The 14,433-nt window shown below is 40.5% G+C and carries 11 protein-coding genes; all 11 read right to left on the bottom strand.

The features are described from left to right. Nucleotides 1-380: 380 nt before the first annotated feature. The 11 genes from HWV58_RS22650 to cobA (HWV58_RS22600) all read right to left on the bottom strand — a co-directional run bounded on the left by HWV58_RS22650 (nucleotide 381) and on the right by cobA (HWV58_RS22600) (nucleotide 14,341). Entirely contained in the window at nucleotides 381-2,165 is a 1,785-nt protein-coding gene (locus HWV58_RS22650) for a glycoside hydrolase family 15 protein (RefSeq protein WP_175636284.1), read from the bottom strand. A 211-nt stretch (nucleotides 2,166-2,376) separates the two neighbouring features. Further along, on the bottom strand, nucleotides 2,377-3,645 hold the full coding sequence (locus tag HWV58_RS22645; RefSeq protein WP_175636283.1) for a glucose-1-phosphate adenylyltransferase: 1,269 nt from the start codon (nucleotides 3,643-3,645) through the stop codon (nucleotides 2,377-2,379). An 8-nt stretch (nucleotides 3,646-3,653) separates the two neighbouring features. Continuing rightward, nucleotides 3,654-5,066 carry a glycogen synthase gene (locus tag HWV58_RS22640; protein ID WP_175636282.1) on the bottom strand — a complete coding sequence of 471 codons (1,413 nt, stop codon included), beginning with the start codon at nucleotides 5,064-5,066 and terminating at the stop codon, nucleotides 3,654-3,656. 645 nt (nucleotides 5,067-5,711) lie between these two features. Continuing rightward, on the bottom strand, nucleotides 5,712-6,506 hold the full coding sequence (gene cobA / locus HWV58_RS22635) for a uroporphyrinogen-III C-methyltransferase (protein WP_175636281.1): 795 nt from the start codon (nucleotides 6,504-6,506) through the stop codon (nucleotides 5,712-5,714). A gap of 598 nt (nucleotides 6,507-7,104) precedes the next feature. Next, nucleotides 7,105-7,572 (bottom strand): hypothetical protein, encoded by a 468-nt coding sequence (locus tag HWV58_RS22630; RefSeq protein ID WP_175636280.1) that lies wholly within the window; start codon nucleotides 7,570-7,572, stop codon nucleotides 7,105-7,107. A gap of 84 nt (nucleotides 7,573-7,656) precedes the next feature. Next, entirely contained in the window at nucleotides 7,657-8,667 is a 1,011-nt protein-coding gene (locus HWV58_RS22625; protein ID WP_175636279.1) for a bestrophin family protein, read from the bottom strand. Nucleotides 8,668-8,905: 238 nt separating this feature from the next. Further along, nucleotides 8,906-10,156, bottom strand: a complete 1,251-nt coding sequence (locus HWV58_RS22620; protein WP_175636278.1) for a sulfate adenylyltransferase subunit 1 — start codon at nucleotides 10,154-10,156, stop codon at nucleotides 8,906-8,908. Between the two features lie 74 nt (nucleotides 10,157-10,230). Next, a complete protein-coding gene (cysD, locus tag HWV58_RS22615) occupies nucleotides 10,231-11,136 on the bottom strand; it encodes a sulfate adenylyltransferase subunit CysD (protein WP_175636277.1) in 906 nt (301 codons plus the stop codon). Nucleotides 11,137-11,371: 235 nt separating this feature from the next. Beyond that, nucleotides 11,372-12,073 (bottom strand): phosphoadenylyl-sulfate reductase, encoded by a 702-nt coding sequence (locus HWV58_RS22610; protein ID WP_175636276.1) that lies wholly within the window; start codon nucleotides 12,071-12,073, stop codon nucleotides 11,372-11,374. Nucleotides 12,074-12,075: 2 nt separating this feature from the next. After that, on the bottom strand, nucleotides 12,076-13,587 hold the full coding sequence (locus tag HWV58_RS22605) for a TSUP family transporter (protein ID WP_175636275.1): 1,512 nt from the start codon (nucleotides 13,585-13,587) through the stop codon (nucleotides 12,076-12,078). Next, complete coding sequence (cobA, locus tag HWV58_RS22600; protein ID WP_175636274.1) at nucleotides 13,571-14,341, bottom strand: uroporphyrinogen-III C-methyltransferase; 771 nt, start codon at nucleotides 14,339-14,341, stop codon at nucleotides 13,571-13,573. The genes HWV58_RS22605 and cobA (HWV58_RS22600) overlap by 17 nt, the downstream gene beginning before the upstream one ends. Nucleotides 14,342-14,433: the final 92 nt, after the last annotated feature.

The following is a 14,433-nucleotide window of genomic DNA, read 5'->3' as shown; positions in this document are numbered from 1 at the left end:
ACAACACCAATAGGAAACAGCAGGAAAACTGGGGCTTTAATCCAAACATAAAAACAAATATTATCAACAGAAATGTGGAAAAGGATTTGTTTTTTTAAAATTCAAAATGTTTCGAACACTCCTAATTACAAATCCCGACCTTTTTTAGATTCAATCCTCCTTTTTTTCCATCAGAAAAAGTTAAAATGATCTGATCCAGTAACACAAACACGTCATCTCCGTGAAAACGGGAATCTTAAAGCAAAATAAATGCATAGCTAAGGCATTAAGATTCCCAGTCAAGCTGGAATGACGATCACCAAGGGAATACCATAGGACGGTCTGGGTTGGTCGGGATTTGTAATCCCGACCTCAGAACTGTGGATTTATAATCCACATTATTATAAAAATATCGGTCTATCCAGTTTAATTGCAATTCGGTAGGCAGCATTCATTAAGCCAACATGGCTGTAAGCCTGCGGAAAGTTTCCCCATTGGCTACCAGTTTTAGCATCCACATCCTCGCTGAAAAGCAATAGATGGTTACAGTATTTGATGATATTTTCAAATTCCTTAATGGCTTCATCGGTTCGGCCAACACAGGCCAAGGCCTCAACATACCAAAATGCGCAGATTAAAAACGTAGTTTTTGGTTTGCCAAAATCATCGGCATGCAGGTAGCGGTAAAATAAGCCATCTTCGGTTTTAAGCTCGGCTTCCAATGCTTTTAAATGGTCTTTAGCTTTATCCGAAGCGGGATCGAGGTAATTCATCATAATCAGCTGCAGTGTGCTGGCATCCAAATGTGTACTGCCCACTGCATTGGTGTATACCTTCCTTTCCGGATCGTAGCAGGCTTCGATATGGGCCGCAGCTTTATCGATTAAAATCTGCGCCCGGTGTTCAAAATTTTCATTGCCTATGGTTTTGGCCATTTTTAGTGCTGCCTGTGCCCCTGCCCACTGAAACAAATTACTGTAGCAGTGCACATTGGCGATATTCCTGAACTCCCAGATTCCTGCATCCTTTTCATCAATGGTACTTTCAATTTTAGATAAAACACTTTCTATCCATTTTACCGAATCGCTCCGCTCAGAAAACACAAAGCGGTGATCGGTATAGAGCGGCAGCATTGAAATTAAAACCTGACCATAAATATCATTCTGAATGTGCTCGTAAGCCTGATTTCCAATCCTGATGGGTTGCTCGCCTTTATAGCCTTCCAGATGATCTAATGTCCTTTCCGTAATTTTCCTTTCGCCGGCAATGCCGTACAAGGGCTGGTAACGTGTATCTTCCGCATACGAAATATCAGAGAGATAATTAAAATACTTCTCCATCTCTTCAAAATGACCAATGTGGTTAAGCGAGGTTAGCACATAGTGAGAATCGCGCAGCCAGCAATAGCGGTAATCCCAGTTGCGGGTACTGCCCGGCGATTCGGGCAAACTGGTAGTACTGGCAGCAATAATGGCTCCCGTATCTTCATACTGGTGTATTTTAAGCACCAGCGCCGATCGGATAACGAAAGGCTGGTAAAACCCTGCAATAGAAGAGTGTTTAATCCACAAGCGCCAATAGGCAATCGTTTCACGCAGAAAATTTTCTGAAGTACTTACAATTGGGGCTTCAAGGTCTTGTCCGTAAGTCATTACCAGATATTTGGTTTCGTTCAGTACAAATGCCTTTTCATCAATAATATAAGTTAATGAAACGTTGGTACTTAAACGGATATTTTCATCGCAACCTGAATAATCGATGTGATTACTCCCTCTGGTAACCGTCATTTCATTTTTGCCATAATTGCAAACCGGTTTACATGTGATCGTTATCCTCGGATTTCCGCTTAGGGGTTCTATTTTCCTGATCAACATTAAAGGTTTAAAATACCTTTCGTAGAGGTGAAAGCGCGGGGCGAAATCGGTAATCCGGTAAGTGCCATCTTCGGCGGTAATTTCGGTGCGCAGCACATTGGTATTTTCGACATAGTACTGGTTAGTTGAAAATTCGCCCTGTGGCCGAATGGAGAACTCCCCTCCTTTGTGTTGATCCAACAAACTCCCGAAAACGAAAGGGCTATCGAAACGTGGCCAGCAAAGCCATGATATATCGGTGTTTTTATTTACGTGGGCTAAAAAAGCGCAATTTCCTATTATTCCGGTTTGATATAAATGCTGTTCGGGCATAAGCTGTTTTTATGTGTTTATAAATTAACAAGCCTGTACCGAAAATGTTGGCAGGAATATGAAAAACCTAATTCAGCTACTATTAATACACCTTTTTGCCCGGCGAAAGCACGCAATTTGGCGAGCGATAAACGTGAAGGAATAAATTCCTAAAATAAAAAAGCCAGTCTGGATAAATCCAAACTGGCCTATAGTTAATGATTAATGATTGCTAAATTACGGTTCCGCTAGGCAAAACCACTCCTTTTTTAATTACCACTATACCATCTTTAACAGCATAGAGTTCAAAATCGCCATCTTCTAAATGATCGCCTCCATTAATTTTTACATCGTTACCAATGCGGCAGTTTTTATCGATAATGGCATTGTTAATGAAACACCTGTCGCCAATACCAATCAGCGAATTTCCTTTACTCGTTTCCTCCTGTATTTCTTCGAAATTCTGATACCTGTCGCTACCCATAATGTAGGAGTTAGTAATTACGGTATCTTTTCCAATTCTCGATCTGATCCCCAAAACAGCATGTTCTACCTTGCTGGCCTGTACAATACAGCCTTCGGCAATAATGGTTTTATCTAAAGTGGTACCCGAAATTTTAGAAGGGGGCAACATCCGCGCCCTGGTAAAAATAGCATGGTTACTATCGAACATATTAAACTTAGGAATTTCGTCAGTCAATCCCAAATTGGCTTCGAAAAACGACGAAATATTACCAATATCAGTCCAGTAACCTTCGTACTGATAACTTAAAACCCTGCTTTGGGTAATGGCACGTGGCAAAATTTCTTTACCAAAGTCTTTTTCTTCTTCGTTTTCGTTTAAGATATTGATCAGGTATTCGCGGTTGAAAACATAAATACCCATAGAAGCCAGAAAATTACGTCCTTCACCCTGCATCTCCTCACCAGTATCCGAAATCCATTCATCGAGACCTGTTTTTGGTTTTTCGATAAAAGAGGTGATCATATTTTCTTCGTCAGTTTTCAAAATACCGAAATCGGTAGCATCCTTTGCTGTAACCGGGATGGTAGCAATGGTAATTTCAGCATTGGCCTCAATATGCTTCTCAATCATATCTTTAAAATCCATCTGGTACAACTGATCGCCGGAAAGGATTAAAATATAATCGAACTCATGTGAAACAATGTGGTGCATACACTGACGTACCGCATCGGCAGTACCCTGAAACCAACCTGCATTTTGTACCGTTTGCTCTGCTGCCAGAATATCAACAAAAGCCTTACTGAAATGGCTAAAGTGATAAGTGTTTTTAATGTGCTTATTTAACGATGCCGAATTAAACTGTGTGAGCACAAACATGCGGTGGATACCAGAATTAAGGCAGTTAGAAATCGGAATGTCTACCAACCGGTACTTCCCTGCAATTGGAACTGCCGGTTTAGAACGTGTTTGTGTAAGTGGCGATAATCTAGAGCCCTGGCCACCGCCAAGGATAACGCCTAAAACTTTGTCAGTCATGCTTAAGCTTAATTTAATATTTGGTACAATTCTATATAATTTAATGCAGCATTATCCCACGAGTGGTCTAGCTTCATCATTGTTTTGCGTACTGCTTTAAATGCCTTTTTATCGTTATACAGTTCTACTGCCCGGTTAATAGCGTGGGTAACATCCCAAATGCTGGTTTGGTCGTGACAAATACCGAAACCTCCATCGCCAATATCAATAACGGTATCTTTTAACCCGCCAATGCGCCGTACCATGGGTACTGTGCCATATCTTAAAGCATACAGCTGGTTTAAACCACATGGCTCCACGCGTGAAGGCATGATCAGAAAATCGGCACTGGCATATATTTCGTGCGAAACCTGCTCATTGTAGCCAATATAGGCATTATACTTACCCGGAAAAATATCCTTTAACTGGTTTAAGCGTCCTTCTACCCAACTGTCGCCCGAACCTAAAACCAATACATTAATGTTATCGCCATGCTGCTGCAAAGCTGTATAAAATATATCGGGCAGTAAATCGGCTCCTTTTTCATCAACCAGCCGGCCAATAAAAGTAAAGAGGGGTTTAGTAGCATCCAATTGAAAAACATTACACAGGGCGGTTTTGTTTGCCAGTTTACCAGCTTCAACTGTTTTTATGTTGTAACCTTTGCTCAGCATGGGGTCGGTTTCGGGGTTCCAAACTTCACTATCAATCCCGTTTAAAATCCCTACCGATTTCCAGCGTTCCTGCCTCAACAAACTTTCGAGACCGCGGGCATTGTTCATCATTTCTTCGAGATAACTTGGCGAAACCGTAGTTACCCGCCAGGCACATTTTATGGCCGATGCCAAAGGATTAATGGCATCTTCCCAACCCAGCAAGCCACCTTTCCATAAATCGAAAGCAGGCAGGTAGTATAATTTATCCCAACCAAACTGCCCCTGGTATTGTGCGTTATGAATGGTTAAAACTGTAGGTACATGTTTAATACTTTCGTATTTTAAGCAGTTCGATGCCATAAAAGGAATTAACCCGGTATGGTGATCGTGGCAATGAATTACATCCGGACGATGCTCCCATTGCGCTATCCAATCTAAGGCAGCAATCTGAAAGGCAACAAAACGCTCGGTATCATCGCCGTAACCGTAAACATTTGGTCTGTCGGTAAGGCCTTTGATGTGGATTACATAAACATCGAACCCCAGTTTATTCGTTTTTTCTTTTAAGATGCGGTACTGAAAATGGTGATTGCCATAGTTAGACCAGGCATCGTATGTTACTTCAAATTCGCTTTCGCGGATGAATTTAGTGTCGTACGCGGGAACAACCACCTTGGCAATGTGGCCTAATTTATTTTGATACTTGGGTAAGGCCCCTACTACATCGGCTAAACCACCAACTTTTGCAACAGGGTAACACTCGGCACTTATATGTATAATTTCCATCAAATATTTGGTGTAGATAACCTAAGTAAGTTACTAATTGTTTTGAGCATTGCAAATAATGGAAATTATATTTTTAGTTGAATATTTAACGGTCAGGTATTTTTTAACGAGGGTATTGATTTTGAATCTGAGTGGCAATGTTTTAGGTATTTCTCTATTAATTACGCAGATGTACGCGGAGAATTATTATGAAAAAATGAAGCTTTCAAAACAGGCTTAAAAAGTAAATTTAGCAGTTGAAAAACGTAGGAAACAGGTGCTTAATCAGCGATGATCTTCTTAAATCTGCGGGACAATTTCTAAATAGCTTCCTGCTGCTTATACTGAGGCATGTTTATCAGAAAGTGAATGTTCAGCAATTTGTGGCAGCCAGCAGCCCTGCTTTACACTGCAAGTCCTCACCCGATGAAATATCGGGTTCCGGGCTTTTCGTTTCAATCAGGCTTATTAACAGCGTTGGTGCAATAGAGATACCTAAATAAATAAGCTACGATGATCACCTTAAATCTGTAGGATAATTTCCAAACAGCTTCCCGCTGATAGCGCAGATGTACGCTGAGGCAAACATAAAAACAAAAAAAACCGCCTGGCTCGCCCACGCGGTTTTTAACAACAAAACAAATATATTTTTGGTTTAAAAATATCTTAGTACTCTTCCGCTAAAATTTCGTAGAAATCGCGGATAGGCTGAAATTGTGGGTGTAGGGAAACAACATCGCCGAAAACCAATAAGGCTGGCGCGGTTATTTTTTTATCCTCAACAATTTCGGCAATGGTATCAACTATACCTACGGCAATTTTCTCTTGTGGCGTCGATCCGTTCTGGATTACAGCTACTGGTAAAAGATTTTTATTTTCAGACTGAAATATAGCTGCGATTTCTTTTACCTTCTCAATTCCGTTTAAAACCACGATGGTCGCTTTGGTTTTAGCTGCGATGTATAAATCTTCCGAAATTTCACCTTTCGAATTGGTTCCGGTTACCGCCCAAAAACTCTCGCTCAGATCTTTATAAATCATCGGGATCTTTTGTAAGCTTGGTGCACCTGTGGCACTCGAGATACCAGGAATAATTTCGGTTGGGATGCTGTAAGATTCTGCCGCATCGATTTCTTCGTAACCTTTGGCAAAGAAAAACGGATCTCCGCTTTTTAAACGTACCACGTGTCCGTAGTTTAAAGCGTAATCTACAATCAGCTTGTTAACAGCCTCCTGCGAAAAATCTTCATCATCGCTGCGTTTACCTACATAAACTTTCGGAATACCATCTGGTGCATGACATAGTAAAGCTTCATTCACATTTGCATCGTACAAAACAACATCAGCTGTTTTTAATGCTTTAACACCTTTTAAACTAAATAAATCCGGGTCGCCAGGACCTGCACCTATTAAAGTAATTCGTGGTTCAATGTTCGCTTTTTCTACTTTATTTAAAATCATAACACCAAATTTATGCTGGTTCACATTCGTTAATTATCACAAATATATAAAGTCTATAGGAATTGTAGTAATTTATTTTAAAATATTTTTTTATTGTGACGATGAACATAGTGAAGCATCTCTTATGATATGAAAAACAAGACTATAAAAATCCTTCGACTCCAATACCATTGACAGCCCCAGTAGAAGAATCGTCATTTCGACTGAAGCCAACCGGTTTTTCACCGGTAGCGGAACGGAGAAATCTATAGAGACGGATTTAGCTTCGCTGAGTATTGCGTGTTTCTCGACTACGTTGCATTTCTGCTCGAAATGACGACTCCGAAGGGTTGTAACTATATTGATTTTATCCAATAAATTACCCCTCAAAGGACAATCTATGGAGTGGCTATCTATTAGTGCTGTCAGATATTATTATCGAACAGCCATCGAAGCTTTGATTAGTATAAGGCAAATGGTAACATTTGACCTTACGTTAGAAACCAGAATAACAAAAAAGAAAAATCTTTCCGTGTTTTCCGCGCATCCGTGGCGAAAATATTATAGCATACAAAGAGGTCTTAACGAAACACTAAGACCCCTAAAAATAGTTTATTACTTATTTACAGTTTACTGCTGTAAAAATAAATTTTCCGGCTTCGTAATTAATTGGTTTCCCTTTAGCAAAGTATGAGCGACCCAATGTGGTTTCGATCTGCCCTACTCCCATAACCAGTTTACCATCTTTTTTTAGGAAAGCCAGTGGATTTGTAAATACCCGGGTGCTGTCTTTCCCAGTATTAAAGCGATAATCTACATATAAAGTATCGCCACTAAATTTACCGTCAATTTTACCATTGTTTTGCGGTTTATTGGCATACTTAATTAATAATGAACCTTCAACTTTACCCGAAGCCATTGTTTTAACAATAATTGCTGCACTATCTTTTTCAAATGCTGATGCATAACAAGCTTCATTAACTACAGAATCGGTTTTCTCTTTCGAGTTTGTACTGGTTTTATTTTGGTTACAGGCATAAGCAAAGGGAAGCGCCGCCATAACGAGGTAAACGATGTTTCTTTTCATATCAGGAGTTTTAGCATTGTAATTGATTATACTAATATACCAATATGATGAAGAATTTAAGGTATTTCCATAACAGAAAAACCATTACATCAGTATAAAATGCTCTGGTGTAAGTGCCGGCGGCAGATCGGTTTCATCAAGCATATCCCGCATGTCGATTTCTATCGTTCTGGAGATATTGGTGATTGGAACATCGTTCGCACTTCCTTCAAAAGGATTAGTAGAACTTTCGCCAACAATATCCAGCGAATTGAAAACCCAGGTTAACAAAATAGCGAAGGGAATATTTAACCAGATAGAATAACCTTCAATTAAAGTGCCGTTGCCTAGCTTATTAAATTCGTTTAGCAATCCGTAAGGAACCAAAAACACAAATAAATTTAGCATAATGGTGGCTATAGACGAAAAATGGCGTGGATAAGGAAAATTCTTAATCCTTTCAGCCTTACCCTGGTTATCGTAAAAGCTGGTAATGGTATTTTGTAAAGATTGCAGTTGCAGTTCGGTTAAAAATCCGCTAACCACAAGTTTATTAATATGGGCCGATTGCAGTGCCATTAATTGGGTAGCCTTGTTCTTCTTGGTCAAAATATATTTTAATTCATCAGCAGAAAGGTATTGTGCAAGGCTATCTTCCAAACGATCTGCCTTTTCTGAAACCCGATAAAGCCGGGCATATTCGATATTGCGCGGATCATCTGAGTTTTCCCATGCCCTTGGTTCCCTTAGCTGAAAACGTAAGGCGGTTAACCATGCAAAATGGCGATAAAAAATAGCCTCAACATCTGTCTTTTTATCGTGAATTGCCAGATAATCGCGAACCATTACTCCAAAGGCGCGGCTCGAGTTGATTATTGCTCCATAAATTTGCCGGGCTTCCCAAAGGCGGGCATAACTTGCATTATTTTTAAAACTAATGATAAATGAAACTGCGGTGCCCAAAAGCGCTACAGGTACCCAGGAAATGGAAAGAAAAGTAAAAGCGCAATAATGATAAAGTACGGTAGGAATAATGGCCAGGATGGTTAAGCGGTAAATATCGCGCCTGGTCCAGATGATAAATTCCAGAAAAGTATATTTTTTTCCTGCATGCATAAGTTAAGCGGTTATAAGAGATAGTGAGTTAAACTAAGATATAAAAATTATCTACGCAGGCACTAAATTATGATAAAATAGCCAGCACACTACGAAAAACGGGACTATCGTAACCGATGCCCCGCTGAAATTGCTTTCACACTATACCTTTCGGCATAGCGTCTTCATCTTATATTTGGTTGTGGTTTTGCTGGATATTTACAAAATTCATCCACCTCACATCTCCCTTACGTTTATTTTATTCAATTGCTGCCCTGAACATTAAGGCTCCAACTGTTAAATTGGTACGGCTATCAACCAAAATAGCTGAGCCGTTAGCGCGGTTATCATCATAAAGATCAAAAGCCAAAGCATCTGCCGTTTTAATAATTACGCGACCTATATCATTCAGTTTAAATTCATCAGCTGCATGTTTTTCGAGTGTATTAATATCTACCTTATGCAGAATTTCACTGATTTTACACTTCGTAACCTTACTGTTATGCTGAATGTTATACATGATCGAGGTATCCAATGCACGTGCATCCATCCAGCACAAATCGGCTTCAATCAGTTTCGATTCCTGCGGCAAGGCAGAAGCATTTACAATGGTATCGCCACGGCTAATATCCACATCATCTTTTAAATGGATAATCACCGACTGACCTGCATGGGCTTCATCCAGTGCTTCATCAAAAAATTCAATTTTCTCGATGGTAGAACCTGCACCTGAAGGCAATACATTTACTTTATCGTTCAGGCTAAAAGTTCCGCTCAATACTCGGCCGGCGTAACCGCGGTAATCGTGCAATTCGTCGGTTTGCGGGCGTACAACCCACTGTACCGGCATGCGTGCCAGTTGCGAACGGTCTGAATGATCGGTATCTACCTGTTCTAAGAAATGTAGCAAGCTTTCGCCTTCGTACCACTGCATATTTTCTGAACGTTGCACCACGTTATCACCTTTCAGGGCACTAACCGGGATGTAAGTTACATCGTCTAACTTAAGCTGCTGGGCCAGTACCTTGTACTTTTCGATAATGGAAGCATAAACCGTTTCACTGTAATCAACCATATCCATTTTATTGATACAAACCACCACGTGTTTAATGCCCAATAAGGAAACAATATACGAGTGGCGGATAGTTTGCTCTACAACACTGTTCCGGGCATCAATTAAAATAATGGCCAGATTAGCGGTTGAGGCTCCGGTAACCATGTTGCGGGTGTACTGGATGTGCCCCGGGGTATCGGCTATAATAAATTTACGCTTTTTGGTTTGAAAGTATTTATAGGCTACATCGATGGTAATGCCCTGCTCGCGCTCTGCCCTTAATCCATCAGTTAAAATAGCCAGGTCAATTGTTCCGTCGTCATTTTTACGGTTCGAGCTTTGTAAGGCTTCTAATTGATCGGCTAAAATAGAATCTGTATCGTATAGCAAACGGCCGATTAAGGTACTTTTACCATCATCTACACTGCCTGCTGTAAAGAATTTTAATATGTTCATGTTAAAAAATGATTGAATGAATGGTGGATTTAATTATTGAATTGGACTCCCGACTAAAGACTCCGAACTCAAGACTAAAAATACCCTCCCTTTTTCCTGTCTTCCATTGCTGCTTCCGAAACTTTATCGTCTAAGCGGGCACCACGTTCCGAAATTTTAGATGCGCTGATTTCTGAAATAATATCATCAATCAAAGTGGCTTCCGATTCTACCGCAGCCGTGCACGACATATCGCCAACTGTACGGAAACGTACTTGTTTGCGGAAAACAATATCCTCATCATCCATATTTAAAAACGGCGATGCTGCCATTAACTGTCCGTTGCGGGTAATCACATCGCGTTCGTGCGAGAAGTAGATGCTTGGTAATTCAATTTTTTCGCGGCGGATGTAGTTCCAAACATCCAGCTCGGTCCAGTTGCTGATAGGAAATACACGGATGTTTTCGCCTTTGTGGATTTTACCGTTATAAATGTTCCAAAGCTCTGGACGCTGACGCTTAGGATCCCACTGGCCAAATTCATCACGAACAGAGAAAATACGTTCTTTTGCGCGTGCTTTTTCTTCGTCTCTGCGTGCACCGCCAATACAGGCATCGAACTGGTGTTTGGCAATGGTATCTAATAAGGTTACGGTTTGCAAAGCATTTCTACTCGCATTTTTACCGGTTTGTTCTACTACTTTACCTTGATCAATAGATTCCTGAACTGAACCAATAATCAGCCTTTCGCCAATTCTTTCTACCATTTTATCACGGTAGGTAATGGTTTCTTCAAAATTATGCCCGGTATCGATGTGTACCAGTGGAAAAGGAAATTTACCCGGACGGAAAGCTTTTTCTGCCAAACGTACTAAGGTAATCGAATCTTTTCCACCCGAAAACAGCAAAGCCGGCTTTTCAAACTGCCCTGCAACCTCACGTAAAATGTGAATGGCCTCTGCCTCTAGTTCATCTAAATAATCAAAATTATATGTACTCATTATAAAATGTTGAAATGATTGATTGTTGAAATGTTGGAAGGTTGCCTGCCAGCGCTGTTCCTTTTTCAACTAATATATTTGCTGTTGTTATTCTATTTACGTCATTGCGAGAAGGTTTTTCAACCGCCGAAGCAATCTGTTTCGGCTTTCTGCAATAGTAATTTTATTTTATCTTTCTATAAGATTGCCACGGCTCACTCTTTCCCAGCCTCGCAATGACGCCCCGATAGGAGGCTCAGGATGCTGCATGCAAGCCACATTCCTTTTTGCTTTGGTCTTCCCACCACCATCTTCCGGCCCTAAAATCTTCGCCGGGTTGTACGGCTCTGGTACATGGGGCGCAACCGATGCTCGGAAATCCTTTATCGTGCAAGGTATTGTAAACAATGTTGTTTTCTTTAATATAGGCCTTCACCTCATCTAATGTCCAGTCGAAAATCGGGTGAAATTTAACCAGCTGATTGCCTTCATCCCACTCTACATCGTGCATATCTTCGCGGTTGGCACTCTGATCGGCCCTGATGCCTGTAATCCAGATTTCGTTACCTTTTAATGCTCTTTTTAAAGGTTCTATTTTACGGATATAGCAGCACTCTTTCCTGTTTTCGACCGATTCGTAAAAACTGCTTGGCCCTTTACTGTTTACCATATTCTGCAATAGCTCATTTTGCGGATAGTAAGCGTAAATTGGTTTATTGTATATTTCAAGAGTACGGTTCCAAACGTAGTACGTTTCCGGAAATAACCGTCCGGTTTCTAAAGTAAAAACCTTGATCGGAATATTATTGGCAAAAATAAGGTGTGTAATTGCCTGATCTTCCCAACCAAAACTGGTCGAAAAGATGATTCGGCCTGCATAGCGATCGGCCAAAAACCTCAATTTTTCAACAGTACTTAAGCCCTTTAGTGCTTCTTTTATCTCTTCTACACGTTCCATCACTAAATTAATTTTAAAATAAACATAATTACGCTGCGCAAGCTTACGATCATCACAATAATCCCAACGGCTACCATAATGGTTTTTGCCGAAATTTTGTTCGATACTTTTGCAGCAATCGGCGATGCTATCGCACTACCAATAATCAATCCCAAAACAGCTTCCCAGTGTTTGCCACCCAACATGGTAAAAAAGGTTAGCGAACTAAGTGTGGCAATAAAAAACCTGCTGATTTTTACTGTTCCCAATGAAAACAAAGGGTGCCTGCCACCGGCAATTAAACTTGAAAGTACGATTGAACCCCAACCGCCACCAAAAGCAGCATCGATAAAACCACCCACAAAACCCAGTAATCCAATTTTTTTAATCTTCTGATCGGCTTTCTTTCTTTTGATGTTAAAAGCTTTCATTAAAATGATACCACCTAAAAATAAGGTATATACTGCCACAATTGGCTTAACATAAGCACTATAGTGCTCAAGCGACGATAAGATATATGCGCCAAGCACTGCCCCTACAATAGCCGGCAGGATTAATATTTTAAACAGCTTCCAGTTTACATTGCCCATACGGTAATGCATCCAGCCGGCAATACCGTTACTCATTACTTCCGAAATGTGGATAGCCATACTGGCTGAGGCAGGTGGTAAACCCATTGCCAGCGAGAAAGAGGCTGTAGTAACCCCGTACGACATGCCAATTGCACCGTCAATCAGGGCGAATAAAAATCCGGCACCTAAAAACCAGTAAAACAAGGGGTCGATATTAATCAGGAAAGTTTGAAACTCTGGCTCGGTATTCCATAATGAAAAACCTATGGCACCGATTAATAATACCGAAGCCACCCAGATTAACCATTTGATATTGCGCTCGGCAAAACTCTTTTTAGGGTCAATTAAACTTTGGGTAACCTTATTCAGCTTTTTAACTTTTGCCGAGAAATCGCCGTTTAAGGTCTGGCGCAAAGCACTCATATTCTGCAAAGTTTCATCCAGCTCGGCCGGTAAACCTTCGTTCAAAATTTGTTTTAAGCGTTTGGCTATGGTTGGCGATTTCCCGTTGGTAGAAATCGCAATTTTTAAATCACCCCTTTGAACAATAGATCCTAAATAGAAATCGCAAAGCTCGGGTTTATCGGCTACGTTAATCAGCAAACCTTTTTCGTGCGTTACTTTTCTAATTTCTTCGTTTAAAATGTCATTGTTTGTAGCGGCAAAAACGATATCAATATCCTGCAAATCAGAAACATCAAAACTCTTTTGCTTCACCTTAACCAAAGGATAATTCGCAATTAAGGTATAAACCTCCGGAGAAATTACTTCGGCCACAATGGTAATAGTAGCCTGTTGGCTGTTGTTAACAATCGCCGTTAATTTCTCGAGGCCAATATTACCTGCACCAATTAATAATGTACGCAGCTTATTCAGCTTCACAAAAACCGGAAACAGCTGGTTACCTTTTTCTTCCTCAGAAAAAGATTCTGCATTATTGGGTTGGTTAGGCAATACTTGCATATTGTTTAATGATGTTTTTAAATGACGGATGTAATGATACAACTTCTCCAAATATTAACAATGCCGGAGCCTTAATATTTTCGTATTGTACTAAACTTTCTATGGTTTCTACCACACCAACAACAAGCTTTTCGTCTTCTGCCGAACCATTCTGCACTACGGCTGTTGGTAAATTGTGTTTTCCGGCAGCTTTAAAAATTTCGACAATTTTCGACAGTTTTTTAAGTCCCATTAAAACCACTACGGTAGCATTTGATGTTGCTGCCTGATAAATATCGGCCGATACTTCACCAGAAGTGGTTGTGCCGGTAATTACCCAAAAACTTTCGCTCAGGCCGCGGTGCGTAACCGGAATCTGCTGTAAACCCGGTACGCCGATAGAACTCGAAATACCCGGAATAACGCTTACCGGAATGCTATATGATGCAGCATAATCCAACTCTTCGTACCCCCTGCCGAACACAAATGGATCACCACCTTTTAACCGCACTACATGCCCATAGTTTAAAGCGTAATCGATCATTAATTTATTGATGGTATCCTGAGGATAAGAATGCTCTCCTGAACGTTTACCCACATATACTTTAATGGCTTCTGCCGGTGCATGCTCCAATAAAGCTTCGTTGGTTAATGCATCATACAATACTACATCTGCAGCCTGTAAAGCTTTTACCCCTTTTAAAGTTAACAAATCAGGATCGCCCGGACCTGCGCCTAGAAGGGTTATTTTTGATTCTTTATTTTGATTAACCATGTTTCTTTTTAATTATTGAATTTTGAATGACTAGATGAAGAGTTGTTTGGCGTACGGCGTTTAGCGTCTGCAGTTCTCAAATCTCACATCAA

It is taken from the genome of Pedobacter ghigonis, assembly GCF_903166585.1.
GTDB classification, from domain to species: Bacteria; Bacteroidota; Bacteroidia; order Sphingobacteriales; family Sphingobacteriaceae; genus Pedobacter; species Pedobacter ghigonis.
The sequence above is the reverse complement of the archived record's forward strand: the minus strand, read 5'-3'. Positions and strand labels throughout refer to the sequence as shown.